Source organism: Pectobacterium punjabense (assembly GCF_012427845.1).
Taxonomy (GTDB): domain Bacteria; phylum Pseudomonadota; class Gammaproteobacteria; order Enterobacterales; family Enterobacteriaceae; genus Pectobacterium; species Pectobacterium punjabense.
Genome location: NZ_CP038498.1, coordinates 1,840,005 through 1,859,204, shown reverse-complemented (window position 1 = coordinate 1,859,204; position 19,200 = coordinate 1,840,005). Strand labels below are relative to the sequence as shown.

General features: G+C 51.2%; 17 protein-coding genes and 1 riboswitch. Of the genes, 6 read left to right on the top strand and 11 right to left on the bottom strand.

Annotated elements, in window-relative coordinates; all coding sequences use genetic code 11:
* Window positions 1–5: 5 nt before the first annotated feature.
* On the bottom strand, window positions 6–1,016 hold the full coding sequence (locus E2566_RS08315; protein WP_107167921.1) for an ABC transporter substrate-binding protein: 1,011 nt from the start codon (window positions 1,014–1,016) through the stop codon (window positions 6–8).
* Entirely contained in the window at window positions 1,006–3,114 is a 2,109-nt protein-coding gene (locus E2566_RS08310; protein WP_107167984.1) for a TonB-dependent receptor, read from the bottom strand. The genes E2566_RS08315 and E2566_RS08310 overlap by 11 nt, the downstream gene beginning before the upstream one ends.
* A 519-nt stretch (window positions 3,115–3,633) precedes the next feature.
* Here E2566_RS08310 and hlyD point away from each other — a divergent pair.
* The 4 genes from hlyD to E2566_RS08290 are packed head-to-tail and all read left to right on the top strand — an operon-like array spanning window position 3,634 to window position 8,714.
* On the top strand, window positions 3,634–4,662 hold the full coding sequence (gene hlyD / locus E2566_RS08305; protein WP_107167920.1) for a secretion protein HlyD: 1,029 nt from the start codon (window positions 3,634–3,636) through the stop codon (window positions 4,660–4,662).
* Window positions 4,655–6,397 carry an ATP-binding cassette domain-containing protein gene (locus tag E2566_RS08300; protein WP_107167919.1) on the top strand — a complete coding sequence of 581 codons (1,743 nt, stop codon included), beginning with the start codon at window positions 4,655–4,657 and terminating at the stop codon, window positions 6,395–6,397. The genes hlyD and E2566_RS08300 overlap by 8 nt, the downstream gene beginning before the upstream one ends.
* Window positions 6,390–7,568 (top strand): ABC transporter permease, encoded by a 1,179-nt coding sequence (locus E2566_RS08295; RefSeq protein ID WP_107167918.1) that lies wholly within the window; start codon window positions 6,390–6,392, stop codon window positions 7,566–7,568. Before E2566_RS08300 ends, E2566_RS08295 begins: the two co-directional genes overlap by 8 nt.
* Before the next feature lie 9 nt (window positions 7,569–7,577).
* A complete protein-coding gene (locus tag E2566_RS08290) occupies window positions 7,578–8,714 on the top strand; it encodes an ABC transporter permease (protein WP_107167917.1) in 1,137 nt (378 codons plus the stop codon).
* Window positions 8,715–8,781: 67 nt separating this feature from the next.
* On the opposite strand, the gene E2566_RS08285 is transcribed toward E2566_RS08290, so the two are convergent.
* The 6 genes from E2566_RS08285 to moaA form a co-directional block, all read right to left on the bottom strand.
* Window positions 8,782–9,489: a Bax inhibitor-1/YccA family protein gene (locus E2566_RS08285; protein ID WP_107167916.1), complete on the bottom strand. Its 708-nt coding sequence runs from the start codon at window positions 9,487–9,489 to the stop codon at window positions 8,782–8,784.
* A 111-nt stretch (window positions 9,490–9,600) separates the two neighbouring features.
* A complete protein-coding gene (moaE, locus tag E2566_RS08280; RefSeq protein ID WP_039287286.1) occupies window positions 9,601–10,053 on the bottom strand; it encodes a molybdopterin synthase catalytic subunit MoaE in 453 nt (150 codons plus the stop codon).
* Window positions 10,054–10,055: 2 nt separating this feature from the next.
* Window positions 10,056–10,301, bottom strand: coding sequence for a molybdopterin synthase sulfur carrier subunit (moaD, locus tag E2566_RS08275; protein ID WP_095699093.1), 246 nt, complete (start codon window positions 10,299–10,301; stop codon window positions 10,056–10,058).
* Complete coding sequence (gene moaC, locus E2566_RS08270; protein WP_010280924.1) at window positions 10,298–10,792, bottom strand: cyclic pyranopterin monophosphate synthase MoaC; 495 nt, start codon at window positions 10,790–10,792, stop codon at window positions 10,298–10,300. Before moaC ends, moaD begins: the two co-directional genes overlap by 4 nt.
* An 18-nt stretch (window positions 10,793–10,810) precedes the next feature.
* Complete coding sequence (gene moaB, locus E2566_RS08265; protein WP_107167915.1) at window positions 10,811–11,329, bottom strand: molybdenum cofactor biosynthesis protein B; 519 nt, start codon at window positions 11,327–11,329, stop codon at window positions 10,811–10,813.
* Between the two features lie 34 nt (window positions 11,330–11,363).
* Window positions 11,364–12,353 carry a GTP 3',8-cyclase MoaA gene (moaA, locus tag E2566_RS08260; protein WP_107167914.1) on the bottom strand — a complete coding sequence of 330 codons (990 nt, stop codon included), beginning with the start codon at window positions 12,351–12,353 and terminating at the stop codon, window positions 11,364–11,366.
* Window positions 12,341–12,489, bottom strand: a riboswitch (molybdenum cofactor riboswitch). It overlaps the preceding gene by 13 nt.
* A gap of 285 nt (window positions 12,490–12,774) precedes the next feature.
* On the opposite strand from moaA, the gene yvcK reads away from it, so the two are divergent.
* A complete protein-coding gene (gene yvcK, locus E2566_RS08255; RefSeq protein WP_107167913.1) occupies window positions 12,775–13,683 on the top strand; it encodes a uridine diphosphate-N-acetylglucosamine-binding protein YvcK in 909 nt (302 codons plus the stop codon).
* A gap of 5 nt (window positions 13,684–13,688) precedes the next feature.
* Here yvcK and E2566_RS08250 read toward each other — a convergent pair whose 3' ends face one another.
* The 3 genes from E2566_RS08250 to uvrB all read right to left on the bottom strand — a co-directional run bounded on the left by E2566_RS08250 (window position 13,689) and on the right by uvrB (window position 16,851).
* Window positions 13,689–14,264 carry a hypothetical protein gene (locus E2566_RS08250; protein ID WP_107167912.1) on the bottom strand — a complete coding sequence of 192 codons (576 nt, stop codon included), beginning with the start codon at window positions 14,262–14,264 and terminating at the stop codon, window positions 13,689–13,691.
* A gap of 80 nt (window positions 14,265–14,344) precedes the next feature.
* Entirely contained in the window at window positions 14,345–14,776 is a 432-nt protein-coding gene (locus tag E2566_RS08245) for a VOC family protein (RefSeq protein ID WP_107167911.1), read from the bottom strand.
* 62 nt (window positions 14,777–14,838) lie between these two features.
* A complete protein-coding gene (gene uvrB / locus E2566_RS08240; protein ID WP_107167910.1) occupies window positions 14,839–16,851 on the bottom strand; it encodes an excinuclease ABC subunit UvrB in 2,013 nt (670 codons plus the stop codon).
* Between the two features lie 1,538 nt (window positions 16,852–18,389).
* Here uvrB and E2566_RS08235 point away from each other — a divergent pair.
* On the top strand, window positions 18,390–19,157 hold the full coding sequence (locus E2566_RS08235; RefSeq protein WP_133169843.1) for a hypothetical protein: 768 nt from the start codon (window positions 18,390–18,392) through the stop codon (window positions 19,155–19,157).
* Window positions 19,158–19,200 lie beyond the last annotated feature (43 nt).

The following is a 19,200-nucleotide window of genomic DNA, read 5'->3' as shown; positions in this document are numbered from 1 at the left end:
AGTACTCATCGTGTAGTGCTCTCCCTTGCAATATTGCTTTTTTTACCCGCAGGATCGGCAAACTGTCGTTCAATATCGTCCAGCATATGATTCGCCCCCACAATACCGCCGGACAGGCTCCAGGCTACATTATCCACCGGATAGACCTGCTGGTTCTGAGGCGCACGAAGCCGCTGCCAGAGCGGATGAGTCTGCCAATCGCGATAGTTCTGCGCCACTGCTGGCTTGTCTGAACGGAGCAAAACAAAGAACAGATCGGCATCCACCACCGGAATGCTCTCCTTGCTGGTGAGTTTTTGCATCACGCCTGCGGTGTAGCTTTCCGGACGCGACCAGACAAAGCCGATTTCCTCCAGCACCGATCCGGCAAAGCTGGCGGGCAGATAAGTGCGCATGTGATCTTCACGGAATTCGAGAATGGACACGCTGAGCGGCCAGCGCGCGCCGAATCGGGCTTTCAACCGATCGCGCAGCGAATCCACACGCCGATCCCAGTGGGATAAAATTTCGTTCGCCTTATCTTCCCTGTTTAGCGCGATGCCCATCATCTGGATCGTATCCTTAAATTCCGACACCCTATCCAGCGCAATCGTTGGTGCGATCTGCGACAGCAGACCGTAGATTTTTTCATGCCGAAAAGTCGATGCCACGATGAGATCGGGCTTGAGTAGCGCGATGGTTTCCAGGCTGGGCTGTGTTTCCAGTCCAACCAGCGTCACACCTTGTAATGCGGGGCGGAGGTAGCGATAAATCGGCTTCTCCGTCCACGATTCCACCACGCCAACCGGTTTGATTCCCAGCGCCACGGCAGAGTCAGTCGCGCCCTGAAACAGCGTCACGACACGTAGTGGCGTCCCCTTCACAGTGGCCACACCCAGCGCATGCCGAATCTGACGCGGCGGTTCTGCCGCCTGTACCAGCGTCACCAGCAGAAAAGACAACAACACGGCCAGCGTAAAACGCTGCCGTGCTACTGAATTAAGGACGCGGTTAAATCGGTTAAGCTTAGAAATCAATCGAATAACCCAGCGTTACCGTGCGACCACGCCCGGAGAAATAGCGTGTATCATTTGCCTGTGCCGCCTGGGAATAGTAGGTGATGTACTGCTTATCCAACAGGTTCGCCACCGCAACGTTGAGACGACCATACGGCAGCTTGTACCCTACCGCAGCATCCATCAGCAGATAGCCGTCAAACGCCAATCCCGCATCATCAAAACTGCGGCTGAAGGCATAATTCGCCTGTACGAACGAGCTCCACTTATCGTTCCAGTTTGCAGACCAACTGGCGATAACCCGATCCGGCGCAACATTATTCAAACCGTTAAGTTTTTTATCCAGCTTACCGTCACTATTGCTGTCAAATTTTCCTTCCATATGAGCGTAAGATGCGTTGACTTTATGCTGTTCGTTGATCTGATAGCCCGCGGTGACCTCAACGCCTTGAATACGTGTACGCTGGCGCTGGGAAGTAAAGACATCCCCACTTTGCACCACACGTTCACCCAGTTTTGCGTTGGATTGATAGTAGCTGGCTTCAAGATCGAAACGATCTTTCTTAAACCGGAATCCCGTTTCTACGTTATCCGTGACAATCGGTTTAAAGCCGTCAAAATTATTCAGGCTAATGCCTGACTGATCAATGGAACGCAGCGCACGCCCTACATCCGGCATACCGAATCCTTCCGAGTAGTTGGCAAACAGACTCAGCGAATCCGTCGCGGCATAAACGATACCGGCGTTATACAGCGTCTCATTAAATTTCGGGCTGCCGCCTTGTACCGTCACGCTATTATTAGACGCCAGTGTTTGGTAATCATTAACCTGAAGCTTGGCAATTTCATGGCGTACACCCGCGTGCAGCGTGACGTTATCCAGCAGTTGATATTCGGCCTGAATAAACGGCGAATAGTTGGTGTATTCCATCTCCGGCACATAGGTACGTTTGGTCAGGTAGAGATCCTGTTTACCCTTATCGTATAGCGTATCGAAACCCACCGTCACTTTCAGCGTGTCATCCAGCAAGTCGTCTTTCGTCAGCGCCAGCTTGGTACCGTACTTATTAGCAACCGAGCGGGACTGATCGTAAAGCGTACGGAAAGGAGCAATAGAGGTATCCTGGAAAGTATCCGACAGGGTTGCACCAAACAGCGCCTCATAGCGCTGATTAAACACCAATGCTGACAGCTTCATCCCTGCCAGATCGTGGTGTTCATACGTTAAGCCCGTTGTCCAAATGCTGTTATTCGGTGCTTCACCCGGTGGCGTACCGCGTACCGACGTGGTAGGAATACCGAGCCTGCGCACGCCATCCACGCTCAGATAGTTATTTTCACCTTTGATGTTATAGCGGTTCACGCTTAGTTGAATACGCTGATAGTCATCCAGCCAGTAGCCAACTTTCGCTAGCAGATCGTAAGCGCGGGAGTCCATGGTATCGCCCTGCGTATTATCGACGCCGACGGGACGATTGTTGCCGTCCAGATACAGCCCCTGATTCTCATAGCCAATCGAGAACAGGTAATCGAGATAGTCTTCACGCCCATCAACCCGATAGGTGGTTTTATAGCTGGCGGTTTCACCGCGAATCTTCTCTGTCGGGATCGTAGTCTGTACGTTGACGTGCTGATTAAACGAACCATTTTCCGGTCGACGGGTGATGATATTGATCACCCCACCCGTTGCCCCCATCCCGTTAGTCGCATTGGCACCATGAATCACTTCAATACGTTCAACCATCGAGTAGTCGACGGTATGCATCTCACGTCCGGTGGGACGCAAAGGATTGGATTGAGGAATACCGTCAATCATCACCAAAGCGGCACGACCGCGGAAAGTTTCACCGCTGCCACTCATCTTCTGACGGCTGGGGGAAAACGAAGGCAACAGATTGCTCAGAATTTGCGACGAGTCAGAGGTGACCTGCATCTGCTGCTCGATTTGCTCCTTAGTAATGACGGTGACTACCTGCGGCGCTTTCTGCTGCTGGATATTCGAGCGCGAGGCGGTTATCACCATCTCATCGCCATTCGCCTCACCCTTTTTCGTCGTGTCATCCTGTGCATACGTCGGAGCAATCAGCACGCATGGCATCAATGCGAGTAAAGTGCGCATCTGGTTCACTGTCCTTCCCCTTTGGTTAAGTATCCAACCGTCAATAAAAGCCATCGCCTGTGGCAGACCACTCACCGCAGCACAGACAAAAAAATGCCAAAATGCTTCGCCTTACGCGAAACACTTTGGCGGATTGCTATCGGTTCTGACAGTGAACGCCGGAGGTATCCCCTGTGGCATAACCTCAAGACAGCCAAACCCTTATGTCAGGACCAATAAAAATGTAATTGCTAATAACAATTATTATCATTCAATCAGATTAATTACAATAGCTACAGTTAATTTTCAATTCATTAACAAAAACACGGTGTTATATCGGATATGAACGGTAATACGTGGGCACCATCGATTGGGGGACATGTATTTTTGTGAGACAGATCGCTATAAATCGCCATAAACCTCTGTAACCCGTCATATGATTAAGAACTTACAGAAATAAGAGACGACTCGTTCTCTGAACGGCCTGCGGGATCGCTACCGTTGACAAGCCCACCGCTGATAAACAAGGAATTATGCGTGATGAACAAGAGAAAACTGGCGTTCGCAGCCCTGGTTCTTGTCCTGCTCGGTGCAGGTTACGGTTTTTATCACCACCACCAGCAGCAGGAAAAACCGCTCACGCTCTACGGCAATGTAGATATCCGTACCGTCAATCTGGCCTTCCGCGTCGGCGGCAGAATCGCTGAATTGAACGTTGACGAGGGCGATACCGTACAAGCAGGCCAGCCGCTGGCAACGCTCGACGCCGCGCCTTACGTGAATGCACAACATCAGGCACAGGCGAATCTCGCCAGTGCGCAGGCGCAGCTTCAACTGGCACAGGAAGGCTACCGTCAGGAAGAGATCGCGCAGGTGCGATCTCAGGTCGTCCAAAGTCAGGCTGCCTATGACTATGCTAATAGTTTCTACCAGCGCCAGCAGGGACTGTGGGACAAACGTGCCATTTCCGCCAACATGCTGGACGACGCCAAAACAGCACGTAGTCAGGCGCTTGCAACACTACAAGCAGCGAAAGACAAATTAACCCAGTTTGAGCGCGGTAATCGGCCACAGGAAATCGCCGCGGCACAGGCGACGGTAGCGCAGGCCGAAGCCGGGCTGGCACAAGCGGAATTGGATAGGCAGGATACTGAACTGCTTGCCCCTTCTCCCGGTGTGATCCTCACCCGTGCCGCCGAAAAAGGCAGTATGCTGGCGACGGGCAGCACCGTTTTCACCCTTTCCCTGACTCGTCCCGTTTGGGTGCGCGCCTATGTGAGCGAGAAGGATCTTGGTCACGTTGTGCCCGGTAGCCAAATGCTGATTTACACCGATAGCCGTCCAAACCAGCCTTACCGTGGCAAAATCGGTTTTGTCTCACCAAGCGCCGAATTCACACCAAAGAGCGTCGAAACCGAAGATCTTCGCACCGATCTGGTTTATCGCCTGCGCATTGTGGTTAACGATCCCGATGACGGTTTACGACAAGGTATGCCAGTCACGCTGCGTTTTGAAAGCGTACGCGATGAAGAGGCCAATCGCGCTACCGAGTCCGTTCGCCATGACTGACGCTCCCGCACATATCTCGCTGAACGGACTGGAAAAACGCTTTGCCGGACAGGAAAAGCCCGCCCTTGCCAGCCTCACCGCTGAAATATACAGCGGTGCCGTGACCGGGCTGGTTGGCCCCGACGGCGCGGGGAAAACCACCCTGCTGCGTATGCTGGCGGGATTATTGACCCCCAGTCACGGCACGTTACGCGTCACCAACCTTGATCCCATCAACGAGGATCGTCAGCTCCATGCCATTTTGGGCTACATGCCGCAGAAATTCGGTCTATATGAAGATCTGACGGTGATGGAAAACCTGACGCTATATGCCGATTTGCGCGGCATCACCGGTGATGTGCGCAAAGGCACTTTTGACCGCCTGCTGTCATTTACCGACTTAACCCGCTTTACCGACAGACTGGCAGGCAAACTGTCCGGCGGTATGAAACAAAAGTTGGGGCTGGCCTGTACGTTGTTGGGACAACCCAAGGTACTTCTGCTGGATGAACCTGGTGTCGGCGTCGACCCCATCTCTCGCCGTGAGCTGTGGCACATGGTGCATGAGTTGGCTGACGATGGCATGTTGATCTTGTGGAGTACGTCTTACCTTGATGAGGCGGAACAGTGTCGGGATGTACTACTGCTGAACGAAGGCGAACTGCTGTATCGCGGTGCGCCGCGCGATCTGACCGCTCGCATGGTAGGACGCTGTATTCTGGTTGATACCGGAACTCGCCGACATCGGGATGTGTTACAAGAGGCACTGCGTCTTCCGCAAGTCAGCGACGGCGTGATCCAGGGGCAATACGTCAGGCTGATGCTAAAACCCGACGCCGATCGGGCAGCGTTGCTCTCCGCCTTACATCTGGAAACCAACAGCCTGCACGATACCGATCCGCGCTTTGAAGATGCGTTTATTGATTTGCTGGGCGGTGGCCCAGCCAGCGATTCATCGCTGGCAAGTATCATGCCGCAAATTGACATCAGCGGCGGTGAAACCGTGATCGAAGCCCAGGCGCTGACGAAGAAATTTGGCGATTTCGCCGCAACCGATCACGTCAGCTTTCAAGTAAAACGAGGTGAGATTTTCGGTCTGCTCGGCCCGAACGGCGCAGGTAAATCAACCACCTTTAAGATGATGTGCGGCCTGCTGGTGCCAACTGACGGCAAAGCGCTGGTGCTCGATATGGATTTGAAAACCAGCTCCGGCAAAGCGCGCCAGCATTTGGGTTACATGGCGCAAAAATTCTCACTCTACGGCAATCTGACCGTCGAACAGAATCTACGGTTTTTCTCCGGCGTCTATGGACTCAAGGGCAAAGCGCAGCGCGATAAAATGGCCGGAATGACCGAGGCCTTCAATTTCCACCCCATTTACCGTCAAACGCCGGATGCCCTGCCGTTAGGGTTCAAACAGCGGCTGGCACTGGCCTGTGCGCTGATGCATGAACCCGATATTCTGTTTCTCGACGAACCAACCTCCGGCGTCGATCCGCTAACCCGACGCGAATTCTGGATACACATCAACGGCATGGTCAATCGCGGCGTCACCGTCATGGTCACCACCCATTTCATGGACGAAGCCGAATACTGTGACCGCATCGGGCTGGTGTATCGTGGCAAGCTGATCGCCAGCGGTACGCCGGACGAGCTGAAGCATCAGGCCGCCAGTCAACAAACGCCATCGCCGACGATGGAAGAGGCGTTTATTGCGCTGATTCAGGCGTACGACGGGGAGGCCGCATATGGTTGAACAGAAGAATAGCGTTGAACAGGACAACGCAAGCCAGCACGGCAGCACGCATTTTTCTGGACGTCGCCTGCGGGCGCTGTGTCTGAAAGAGACACGCCAAATCTTGCGCGACCCCAGCAGCGGATTGATTGCGTTCGTGATCCCATTGCTGTTGCTCTTTATTTTTGGCTACGGCATCAATCTCGATTCCAGCCGCCTGCACGTTGGTATTCTACTGGAACAACAGAGCGAAGACGCGCGCGATCTGGCGAATACCTTTGCAGCCTCACCGTTTATCACACCGACCATCAGTAATAACCGCCAGCAGTTGATTCAACACATGCAGGCTGGCCGTATTCGCGGTCTGATCGTGATCCCCACCGATTTTGCCGAACGGCTGGCACGGCCGGGCGATCGTGCGCCAATTCAGGTCATTACCGACGGCAGCGAACCCAACACGGCAAACTTCGTTCAGGGATACGCGGAAGGGATCTGGCTACTGTGGCAACAGCAGCGGGCGGAAGATCGCGGCTACACGTTCGAGCAGCTCATTGAGGTGCAATCACGCTATTGGTTTAATCCAGCCGCCATCAGCCAGCATTTCATTATTCCCGGTGCGATTACCATCATCATGACGGTGATTGGCGCCATTCTCACCTCGCTGGTGATCGCCCGCGAATGGGAGCGCGGGACGATGGAAGCGCTACTCTCTACGCAGGTCACCCGTGCCGAGCTGCTGCTGTCCAAACTCATCCCGTATTACTTTCTTGGGATGATCGCCATGACGCTGTGCATTCTGGTTTCCACCTTCGTCATGCAGGTGCCTTATCGTGGCTCGCTGATTTTGCTGTTTGTTATTAGCAGCCTGTTTCTTGCCAGCACGCTGGGCATGGGGTTGCTGATTTCTACCCTTACCCGCAATCAGTTCAATGCCGCCATGGTCGCACTGAATGCAGCATTTCTGCCTGCCATCATGCTGTCCGGCTTTATTTTTGAAATCGACAGCATGCCAGAGTTTGTCCGCGGCGTGTCGTACCTCATCCCAGCGCGCTATTTTGTCAGCACGCTGCAAACGCTGTTTCTCGCGGGGAATATCGGTACGGTACTGATGACTAACCTGCTGTTTCTCATCCTCTCCGCAATCGTCTTTATTGGTCTGACGGCCTGGCAAACCCGGCGCAGGCTGGATTAGGGCGCGACTATGCTGCATCGTCTGTGGACGTTGATTATCAAGGAACTGCAATCACTGCTGCGCGATCCACAAACGCGCTCCATTCTGGTGCTGCCCGTTATCCTTCAGGTTTCCCTGTTTCCGTTCGCCGCGACGCTCGACGTAACCAATGCAACCATTGCAATTTACAGCGAAGATAGCGGCCCTCACGCAGTAGAGTTGACGCAACGCTTTGCCAAGGCAAAATCCTTTTCTCACGTGCTGATGTTGCATAGCCCACAGGACGTTGCGCCGACGCTGGATAATCAGCGAGCGCTACTGATTCTACGTTTCCCGCCGCAGTTCTCGCGTGACATCACCAACGGGAACAGCGCACCGCTTCAACTGATTCTCGACGGCAGACGTTCCAACAGCGCCCAGATCGCCGCCAATGACGTGCAGCACATCGTGCGTGATTATCAGTTGGCATTGCTGGCAGCCAGACCAGCTCAAAGCGCTACCAAGCAGAACAATGCATTTCATAACAACAGTGAACTGGTGGTACGCCACTGGTATAACCCAAATCTGGACTACAAATGGTTTGTGGTGCCGTCGCTGATTGCCATGATCGCCACTATCGGCGTGTTGATTGTTACGGCGCTTTCTGTAGCACGCGAGCGGGAACAAGGCACATTAGAGCAACTACTGGTTTCACCGCTCTCTACTAGCCAGATATTCATTGGCAAAGCTGTGCCTGCGCTGATCGTCGCCACATTTCAGGCCACGATCGTGCTGCTGGCGGGCATCCTGATTTTCCATATTCCCTTCGCCGGATCGCTACTGCTGTTTTACACCACGATGCTGATCTACGGCCTATCGCTGGTGGGCTTTGGCCTGCTGATATCCTCACTCTGTGCCACACAGCAGCAGGCATTTATCGGCGTGTTCGTCTTCCTGATGCCCGCGATCCTGCTTTCCGGCTATGTCTCACCGGTTGAGAACATGCCAATCTGGTTGCAGCACATCACCTGGATTAACCCCATCCGTCACTTCACCGATATAACGAAGCAAATTTACCTGAAGGATGCGGACTTCAGCATTATCTGGGGCAGTCTATGGCCGCTGTTTATCATCACGCTGACCACAGGCTCGGCAGCCTACGCGATTTTTCGACGGAATATCGCGTAGAAGGTAACGCGCATACTAGGTGTGGGAAATATCTGGCGCGAGGAACCGCGCCAGAGGTAGGCAAGAATTAACGACGATTACCAAAAATACGCAACAGCATCAGGAACAGGTTGATGAAATCGAGATACAAGGTCAACGCGCCGACGATGGCGTATTTGCGGAAGCTATCTTTATCATCAACGGACAACTGCTCGCCGATGTTTTTCAGCTTCTGGGTGTCATACGCGGTCAGACCGACAAACACCACCACACCGATATAGGTCACTGCCCACATCAGCGCTTCACTTTTCAGCCACAGATTCACCAGCGAGGCCAGGATAATCCCGATCAGCGCCATGAACAGCATGCTGCCAAAGCCACTTAAATCACGCTTCGTGGTGTAGCCGTACAGACTCATCGCGCCGAACATCCCCGCCGTAATCACAAAGGTGCTGGCAATAGATTCAGTCGAATAAACGGCGAAAATGCTGGAGAGCGTTAGCCCCGTCAGCGCGGAATAGAGCATAAACAGTGACGTGGCAACCCCACCGCTCAGACGCTGTACCATGCCGGAAATGACGAAAACCAGCCCCAGTTGAACAATGATCAGCCCGAAGAACGTGATCTGGCTGGAGAAAATAAAATTAAACACGGCGGGCGTATTCGCCGCATACCAGGATACGAACGCCGTCAGCAGCAGGCCGCAACCCATCCAGCCATAAACCTGTGCCATATAGGCCTGGAGACCAGACTGCGAGCGTTCAACGATTGAACCCGAGCGTGGATATCTGTCCATGATGTTACCTTTGCATAAAGTTATCTGATTAACGCGGCGCGAACCGCCTGTTGGGGGATTGAGGATGAAAATACTCTCCCCGCCATCCTTTTATCCTAACACAGAAACCGACTACCAGCGCTGAGCAGCCTGTTTATCACTGTCGCGTGATTCAACCCAGCGTTCACCTTCCGGCGTCGCTTCCCGCTTCCAGAACGGCGCCCGGGTTTTCAGATAATCCATAATGAACTGGGCTGCATCGAACGCCGCGCTGCGGTGGGCGGCGCTGACGCCAACAAATACAATTTCATCACCCGGATAGAGTGCGCCTACCCGATGAATCACGCTCACACGCGGCAGTTCCCAACGTTCGCGTGCCAGCTCGACAATTTCCGCCAGCGCCTTTTCCGTCATACCGGGGTAATGTTCCAGCGTCAACGCACTGACATCTTTCGCCAGATTGTGGTTACGCACCTTACCGGTGAACGTCACCACCGCGCCGTCTTCATCACACTGCGCCAGCCACTGATATTCATCACCTACGTTGAAGTTCTCTTCACCGACCAAAATACGCGTTTCTGCCACGATCAACCTCCCGTCACCGGTGGGAAAAACGCCACTTCATCGCCGTCCTGTAGCGGATGCGACAGTTCAACCAGTGATTGATTCACCGCAGCCAGTAGCTTGCCGGATTCCAGCGCCAGCGCCCAGCGCGCGCCGCGTTGGCATAACGCCTGTCGCACATCTTCTACAGTGGCATACTCAGCAGGCAGCGACAGGCTGTCTGTCTCTATCAGTTCACGGACTTGTGCAAAAAACAGAATCGTAATCATGCTCCCTCCGCCGTAAAGTCGCCGGATTTGCCGCCACTTTTCGCCAACAGGCGCACCGGACCAATCACCATATCCTTCTGTACGGCCTTGCACATGTCATAGATGGTCAATGCGGCCACAGAGGCCGCCGTCAGCGCTTCCATCTCCACGCCGGTTTTCCCCGTCAGGCGACACACAGATTCAATGCGAACCCGGTTGTGCTCCGGCTGCGCTTCCAACTCGACAGCAACTTTGCTCAACAGCAGCGGGTGGCAGAGTGGAATCAGTTCCCATGTGCGTTTTGCGGCCTGAATCCCGGCGATGCGTGCGGTAGCGAACACATCCCCTTTATGGTGGCTGCCGGCAATAATCATTGCCAGCGTCTGCGGCGCCATTTCAACGAAGGCTTCCGCACGCGCTTCGCGCACGGTTTCAACTTTGGCGGAAACATCCACCATTGCGGCTTCGCCAGCGGCGTTAATGTGGGTCAATTGTGGCTTAGATGATGACATAGTGAATAAGGCTTACCGTTAAGAGAATTTTTTCACGTGTGGGTAGAAATTACACGGCTTCTGGCGCGCATCCAGCTGTTCCTGAATGATGCGTTCCCATGCTGTGCGACAGGCGCGTGTCGAACCCGGCATCGCAAAAATCACCGTCTGGTTAGCCAGACCGGCAAGCGCACGGGATTGCAGTGTTGCCGTACCAATATCTTCATACGACACCATGCGAAACAGTTCGCCGAAACCTTCAATTTCCCGATCGAACAAGACGCTAATGGCTTCCGGCACCACATCCCCCGCCGTAAAACCAGTCCCGCCATTAATCAGAATGCCCTGCACCTCATCGCTGGCAATCCACGCCGAGATCTGTGCTCGAATCTGGTACAGGTTCTCTTTCACGATGGCGCTGGCGACAATGCGGTGCCCTGTAGACTGTGCCGCTTCGCGCAGATAGTCGCCGGAGGTATCGTCTTCTGCCGTACGACGTTCGGAGACGGTCAGTACCGCAAGATTGAGAGAAACGAATTCGCTGCTGACTTTGCTCATGTCAGGTTCCTTTAAGAATCAGTGATGTCGCGGACTAACCGCCGATAAATGACAGATTTTGCGTCATGCCACTATTGCCTTCATGCAGGAAGTGGGTCTGCTTCTTCGTCGACAACCCGCCCGAAATGCGCATTTTCAAATCATCAAGATGACGATCGTCAGCCAGCAAATCGCGTAGTGGGATACCCTGTTCGCCAAAGAGGCATAGATGCAGATTGCCCACAGCGGATACGCGCAGGCGGTTGCAGCTCAGGCAGAAATCTTTCTCATACGGCATAATCAGCCCGATTTCACCCTGATAATCAGGATGACAGAATACCTGAGCAGGTCCGTCGCTGCGGGCGCGTTGTTGCTGTTGCCACCCCTGCTGCAATAGCTGCTGGCGAATTACCTCGCCGGAAACATGGTGGCGGCGAAACAGATCGCCTCCTTCTCCGGTTTCCATCAGCTCAATAAAGCGGAGTTGAATCGGACGGTGTTTAATCCAGTCGAGAAAAGTTTGCAGGCTGCCCGCGTTCACATCGCGCATCAACACAGTATTGACCTTTACCTTGGCAAAACCGCAATCAAATGCCGCGTCGATGCCGTCCATCACCTGCCGGAATTTATCCTGCCCGGTAATCGCATGAAACTGGCGTGCATCAAGGCTGTCGACGCTCACGTTCAGCGCCGTTAGCCCGGCATCACGCCATTGAGCAACGTCACGAGCCAAACGGTAACCGTTAGTCGTCACCGCCAGCGTACGAATTGCAGGATTTTCACGGATCGCAGCAATGATATCGACGAAATCGCGACGCAGAGACGGTTCACCGCCAGTAAGACGGACTTTTTCCGTCCCTAATTCGGCAAAAGCACGACTGACGCGACGAATCTCATCGAGTGATAAAAAGCGATGTGGATTAGTGCCATTGGCCTGATAACCATCCGGCAGACAGTAGGTACAGCGAAAATTGCAGACGTCTGTGATAGACAGACGCAAATAGTAAAACTTGCGCGCAAACGCATCAGTCAGTTGACTCACCATAAACACCTTTCCAAATACGGGAGATGCAGGCATTTCTACCTCGCACCCTGGTGACCGCGAAGGCCACGGCCAAAGCACCGTATCACGCGCACTACGCGCATCACTTAGGCACCAAGGCTAGGAGTTTGATTCTCATCGTTTATCCGTTAAACCGCAGCGAAATAATCGACAAAGAACCGTGATTTCATTGAGCAGTCTACTGCGAAAAAGCACAGCTAACCACTCTCAAAATCGGTATATAAATAAATATATAGCGTATTTTCAATATCTTATGTTGCACAGCATACGGAAAAATACACGACAGAAATTGTCTTAGGTCATGCCTGAGTGAGGATTCTTCGCGTTTTAAGGTGAAATCAGCTACCTTAGCGACAATTCTCACACGTTATTCATATTCCTCTGGCTTATTCATAAGGTTTCTATGCGCAATCGCACGTTGGCCGACCTTGATAGGGTTGTTGCACTAGGAGGCGGACACGGTTTAGGTCGTGTTATGTCTTCGCTCTCTCCTCTGGGTTCACGGCTGACTGGTATTGTCACGACCACGGATAACGGTGGTTCGACTGGCCGCATCCGCCGCTCTGAAGGCGGCATTGCCTGGGGCGATACCCGCAATTGTCTCAACCAACTGATCACTACACCCAGCGTAGCCTCTGCGATGTTCGAGTATCGGTTTAATGGCAACGGCGAACTGGCCGGGCATAATCTGGGTAACCTGATGCTAAAAGCGCTCGATCACCTGAGCGTACGTCCGTTGGAAGCCATCAACCTGATTCGCAATCTGCTCAAGGTGGATGCTTTTTTAATTCCGATGTCCGAGCATCCTGTCGATTTAATGGCGATTGATGAACAGGGCAACCCTGTTTATGGCGAAGTTGAGATCGATCAGCTGTCAGCCTTACCGCAAGATTTGCAACTCTACCCGACCGTACCGGCAACGCGTGAAGCCATTGATGCTATCGCACAAGCCGACCTCATTTTGATCGGCCCCGGCAGTTTCCTGACTAGCCTCATGCCGCTACTGTTGTTGGAGGATCTGACACAAGCGCTCCGCCGCACACCTGCGCCCATGGTGTACATTGGCAACCTAGGTAGTGAACAAAGCAACCCAGCAGCCCGCTTGACGCTGGCGGAGAAGTTGTCCTGGATCGAACACAAAGTGGGAAAACCGGTGGTGGATGCCGTCATCGTCGGTCCGAAAGTCGATGTCAGCCAGATTCATGACCGTCTGGTTATACAGCAGGCACTGGCCGCAGATGATGTGCCACACCATCACGACCGCGAACTGCTGCGTCAAGCCATAGATGTCGTACTGCAAAGACTGGGATAGGCTGACTACTTCAGGATTTTTGGGCTTTCACAGCGTTCCATGTTCACCCACGTTGGAGTATTCATACTGATGAACGGGCGGTATTCCTCGTATATTTTCGCAGCCTGAGCACGGCTGCCAATCTCATGCAGGATTGCCTCAGCCTGAAAATAGCGTTTCAACATATCAGCGTCATTGCACGGTGGAAGATGGGCAAGGTTTACGCCTAAATCGGAGAACTTGCTCATCAAAGTAGAAAGCTCATCGCGTACCTTGTTGATTCTTAATTCAGGCTCCAGAGACTTAACCGAAAGTGCGACGTTCTGCTCACGCAAGTCAAGCTGCCCTTCACGCTCAGCAAGTTGTCGAATCTGGCCATTAAGCGCCTCTTCGCGCATTGCTAACTGCTGTTCACGAAAATCCACAACCGAGGTTTGCTTCACCAACGCGAGTTCCCTTTCGCGAATTTGATTAAGTTGCTCATTGCGATAATCCTCAAACAGCATTTTTTGCTGATAGTTGTATATCGTCCAACCAGACAGCGCCGCAACAACAATCAGAAATGTTTTGGCGTTATTTTTGATTAATTCCCTATCAATCATCCCTTAAAACCTCGCCTTGTTTCAGGAGTCAGCCGTTCCCAGATATCGTTAGCGACCGCCGTATTTTCTCGTGCCCCCCTTCAATCCCGCAACCACGGCGTATAAGTCACGCCAATCAGCATTCCCTCGGGGCTCAGAAAGCGAGTAACCTGCTGTCCCCAAGGTTCAAGACGGTTATCTACCAGCAGCGCATAACCCTGCACTTTCAATGCCGCTGTCGCCTCCGCCATATCCGCGACTTCAAACTCCAGCCAGCTTTGCGGCTCAGGAAGATTTGCAGGCCAACTCTCCTGCCCGAAACAGGATTCACTGGCCTGTGACAGCGGCCACAGGGCAAAATGCTTCACGCCATCCAGCACATCGCTCACCAGATAGTCGCTTCCTTCCGCGACGGGTTTCAGCGGTAACTTCAGCGTATCGACATAGAGTGCGTGGCTGGCCGATAGTGATTTCACAATCGGCCCGAAACCTGCCACAAACAATACCTCTACGCCCGGTATAATAGGGGTCATCATGATTCCTTAGCAGTGTGCTACGTCGTTATCATGCTGCGATCGCGAGGAGGCAGCGGGCACTAAGAGACGGCAATAAATTGTGCACGTAATGCCTGCACTTCATCGCGCAGGGCGGCAGCCTCTTCAAATTCAAGGTTCTGCGCGTGCGTTAACATCTTACTTTCCAACTCGCGGATTTTCAGCTCCAGCGCCTTCGGCGTCATGAGTTCATAACGCGCTGCGGGTTCCGCGGCTTTACGATTGCCTCGTCCTTTGCCTTTGCTCGCCGACTGGCCCAGTTGCAGAATATCGGAAATTTTCTTATTAATTCCCTGCGGTACAATACCGTGTTCTGTGTTGTACGCTTCCTGCTTCTCACGACGCCGCTCCGTTTCGCCAATCGCTTTCGCCATTGACGCTGTAATTCTGTCGCCGTAAAGAATCGCCTTGCCACGCAGATTACGCGCCGCGCGGCCAATCGTCTGGATCAGAGAGCGTTCAGAGCGCAAGAAACCCTCTTTATCAGCATCCAGAATCGCCACCAGCGACACTTCTGGCATGTCTAACCCTTCACGCAACAGGTTGATACCGACCAGTACGTCAAACTCGCCAAGGCGCAAATCACGGATGATTTCCACACGTTCGACGGTATCAATATCCGAGTGCAGATAACGCACCCGCTCGCCGTGCTCTTCCAGATATTCCGTCAGGTCTTCCGCCATCCGCTTGGTCAGCGTCGTTACCAGCACGCGTTCGTTAATCGCCGCGCGCAGGCGAATCTCGGAAAGCAGGTCGTCCACCTGTGTTGCAACAGGCCGTACCTCGATGAGCGGATCGAGTAATCCTGTGGGGCGAACGACCTGATCGATCACTTCACCGCCCGATTTTTCCAGCTCATAGTTACCCGGCGTCGCAGACACATAGATCGTCTGCGGTGCCAGCGCTTCAAATTCTTCAAACTTCATCGGTCGGTTATCCAGCGCCGAAGGCAGCCGGAAACCATATTCGACCAACGTCTCTTTACGCGCACGGTCACCGCGATACATACCGCCGATCTGGGGTACGGTAACGTGGGATTCATCAATAACCAGCAGCCCATCCGCAGGAAGGTAGTCAAACAGCGTCGGTGGCGGCTCACCGGGGCCACGACCTGAAAGATAACGTGAGTAGTTTTCGATACCGGAGCAGTATCCCAGTTCGTTCATCATCTCCAGATCAAACTGCGTGCGCTGGCTCAGTCGCTGTTCTTCCACCAGCTTATCGTTCGCCAGTAGCACCTTTCTGCGATCGGCAAGTTCAACTTTGATGTCTTCCATCGCCTGCAAAATACGCTCACGCGGCGTGACATAGTGCGTTTTGGGGTAGATGGTATAGCGCGGCACCGTTTGAAGGACATGCCCTGTCAGCGGATCAAACAGCGACAGTCGTTCCACCTCTTCATCGAATAATTCAACGCGCAGCGCGATTTCATCAGACTCCGCAGGGAAGATATCGATCACTTCGCCACGTACGCGAAACGTACCGCGCTGAAACGCCTGATCGTTGCGGGAATACTGCAACTCAGCCAGACGCCGCAAAATAGCGCGCTGGTCAATCAGCATCCCCTGCGTCAAATGCAGCATCATTTTCAGATATAAGTCAGGATCGCCCAGACCATAGATCGCGGAGACCGAGGCTACGACGATCACATCACGCCGTTCCAGCAGCGCTTTTGTCGCGGAAAGGCGCATCTGTTCGATATGTTCGTTAACCGACGCATCTTTCTCAATAAAGGTGTCTGAGCTTGGGACGTAGGCTTCGGGCTGATAGTAGTCATAGTAAGAAACGAAATACTCGACGGCATTATCAGGGAAGAATTCTTTCATTTCGCCGTACAGCTGCGCTGCCAGCGTTTTATTCGGCGCCAGCATCATCGTTGGTCGATTAAGGTCGGCAATCACATTCGCTATTGTGAACGTCTTACCTGAACCCGTTACCCCGAGCAGCGTTTGGTGCGCCAGGCCGTCTTCCAGGCCCTCCTTTAAACGACGAATGGCTTCGGGCTGATCGCCTGCCGGTTTAAAGTCGGAATTCAGTGTAAATACTTTACTCATCGTTAAGCACGCTACTTATCGTTATTGCTCATCGCTAAATACGATGTTCGTGGATGGACGCACAAAGGCAGGTAAAAGACACGGACTGACGCTTTCACGCACGGCAATGATGTCGTCAGAAATGCAGCGACACGCTCACTACCTGTGACGCACGATGCTTTATTCTGAATGCCAATGATGAAATTTGCCACTGCCATGATACTGGATATAAAAACAGCATCAAGGAAATTATCGCTGGATTGGATGATTAATCGACAAATTAATTTGCTAGCACATTCATCTTTAATCTACCAGATAAAATCATCATGATTTATCCCCAGATTAGGTAAAGATGTAACATACTGGGATGACCAGTGACGTTAATTTATGCAACTACACGTCGTTGATGTCCAAGACGCTTGATTTTACTTAACCATATGATAATAAATAGATTAACAAAACCGTGGAGAATAGCGTCAACCCAGCGAGAACCCGCGCCAGCTCTCGCTTAGGACGCGTTGTCTATCCATAATACACATAGTTATCCACAGAAATGGTGGATAACTCCCACAACCCCGCATCAGCCCTGAGTTAGAGAAACACCCGCTTCATTCGCGATCCCTCCTGATATGGATTTTCTTCACACTCTTTCTGTGATTTATCGCATAAGTATTAGACGGAAAAAGACTAAAAATAGTCGAGGATTCACATGTCACCATTCAGACATAGCGGGGAAGGAGAGGCAAAAAATGAAGGTTTTACCTATTGATTTTAATAAAAACCCAGAATTTACATTCATAGGATAAGTTAAGGTAAAAAACAGCCAAATTCGTTGTTATTCCTAAAACCAAGAAAATCCATCAACCTTTTTTGCTTAACTTCCGCTTTCCCGCTCTTCCACAGCACCATTAACTATGAAGAGGAAAACCTGTTTCACCCTAGTACGGTCCACGCAAAAACACCCGCTTTATTTCTGAATGAGCGCTGTTTTTAGCAATCTTCGGCAGTAGGATTTCTAAAAACGTTTAGAGCGATTGATTATTCTTTTATGCTGAAACTCAATAACCATATGAAAATATCGCACTTTACTTAACCACCTAATTATTTTATCTATAAATAAATGGATAGGATTAAAGCGTAAAATAAGCAAAGGAGAACTTACATATGCGACGTTGTCTTCATATCATAATCGGATTATTTTTTTTAAATCTATTAGTGCTATCAAATTCTTATGCTAACAACAGCACTCATTACACTGTCATCGATGAGATAAAATCTCCTACCACGAAAAAGAATTACATCCAGAATCTTTTAATGGATAAGAAATGGCCAGATAAGAATATAAAAAATATCGCAGCCAACCCATATTGCACAGGCAAATACGTCGAATGTATTCAGGGTCAAGGACAAGTTCCGGGGCGTGTATATGGAACAAGTCAATGTGCAGATTGTTTAGGCTATTGTAATACTTATGGCTATTGGCCTCCGGCATGTATTTAAATACGCCAACTCATTTTAGTGTAATATATGTCCAGTGAGTTTTAATGGGTCTTTATCACATGCCAACAGCAAAGTACATTGTATTGGACTATCATTTATACATTTCACTGTCTAAATATGTAAAAGAAAAAAAAATATATCACATTAGTTATTGTTTCACCTATGCGACTCCCGACAGTCAATTCAGCGGATTGAATATCATTCCCTACATAAGTTTGTCAGCCGAAAGGAAAAAATTGGCTGATACCTTACATAAAATATCGAATATTCATGATATAGATGAAAACCTTGCTGTTGTTTTCAACTCAAACTCATCTCAACAAAAATTGTTGGCATATGAAATATGCCTTTTTTATAAAAAAAATGACTTAAAAAAAACCTTACCAATCATTAATATAAATGATTTAACGCACAAACCAACCTATCAACGCACATATTTACATTATAGAGAGGCATACCTCAATCTGGAGGTATTAAGAAGGGAAAATATTTCTAACGAGCACCTCATCGAAATAACTCCATCAATAAACAGTCTGTATAGCAATGGAAACATTGTCATCCACCATGAAAACAAACTCATATCAACACCTATCAACATTATCGACAATTACGTATTACTCTCACTACATAAAAACCATGAGTCGATATTGTCACTCACAGCAAATGTTATTAGCCGATTACTGAATGATGGATATGAAGGCGTCGGAGATCTGGTGATTATGTCAAGAATACATTACCTATCAAGTATCAAGGCTATACATTGTAATAACAGGCTCGCTAAAGTGAATGCCTTTAATCTTTTTGTCAAACCCATCGCTAATAAATAACACCACCCGAATGATTTACCGTATATATTTACATAACTCGGGT

What these genes read in the sequence shown, in the direction of transcription:
- E2566_RS08310 (WP_107167984.1), bottom strand. Translation starts at nt 3,114, where the DNA reads ATGCGCACTTTACTCGCATTGATGCCATGCGTGCTGATTGCTCCGACG.
- hlyD (WP_107167920.1), top strand. Translation starts at nt 3,634, where the DNA reads ATGAACAAGAGAAAACTGGCGTTCGCAGCCCTGGTTCTTGTCCTGCTC.
- E2566_RS08300 (WP_107167919.1), top strand. Translation starts at nt 4,655, where the DNA reads ATGACTGACGCTCCCGCACATATCTCGCTGAACGGACTGGAAAAACGC.
- E2566_RS08295 (WP_107167918.1), top strand. Translation starts at nt 6,390, where the DNA reads ATGGTTGAACAGAAGAATAGCGTTGAACAGGACAACGCAAGCCAGCAC.
- E2566_RS08290 (WP_107167917.1), top strand. Translation starts at nt 7,578, where the DNA reads ATGCTGCATCGTCTGTGGACGTTGATTATCAAGGAACTGCAATCACTG.
- E2566_RS08285 (WP_107167916.1), bottom strand. Translation starts at nt 9,489, where the DNA reads ATGGACAGATATCCACGCTCGGGTTCAATCGTTGAACGCTCGCAGTCT.
- moaD (WP_095699093.1), bottom strand. Translation starts at nt 10,301, where the DNA reads ATGATTACGATTCTGTTTTTTGCACAAGTCCGTGAACTGATAGAGACA.
- moaC (WP_010280924.1), bottom strand. Translation starts at nt 10,792, where the DNA reads ATGTCATCATCTAAGCCACAATTGACCCACATTAACGCCGCTGGCGAA.
- moaB (WP_107167915.1), bottom strand. Translation starts at nt 11,329, where the DNA reads ATGAGCAAAGTCAGCAGCGAATTCGTTTCTCTCAATCTTGCGGTACTG.
- moaA (WP_107167914.1), bottom strand. Translation starts at nt 12,353, where the DNA reads ATGGTGAGTCAACTGACTGATGCGTTTGCGCGCAAGTTTTACTATTTG.
- yvcK (WP_107167913.1), top strand. Translation starts at nt 12,775, where the DNA reads ATGCGCAATCGCACGTTGGCCGACCTTGATAGGGTTGTTGCACTAGGA.
- E2566_RS08250 (WP_107167912.1), bottom strand. Translation starts at nt 14,264, where the DNA reads ATGATTGATAGGGAATTAATCAAAAATAACGCCAAAACATTTCTGATT.
- E2566_RS08245 (WP_107167911.1), bottom strand. Translation starts at nt 14,776, where the DNA reads ATGACCCCTATTATACCGGGCGTAGAGGTATTGTTTGTGGCAGGTTTC.
- uvrB (WP_107167910.1), bottom strand. Translation starts at nt 16,851, where the DNA reads ATGAGTAAAGTATTTACACTGAATTCCGACTTTAAACCGGCAGGCGAT.
- E2566_RS08235 (WP_133169843.1), top strand. Translation starts at nt 18,390, where the DNA reads ATGCCAACAGCAAAGTACATTGTATTGGACTATCATTTATACATTTCA.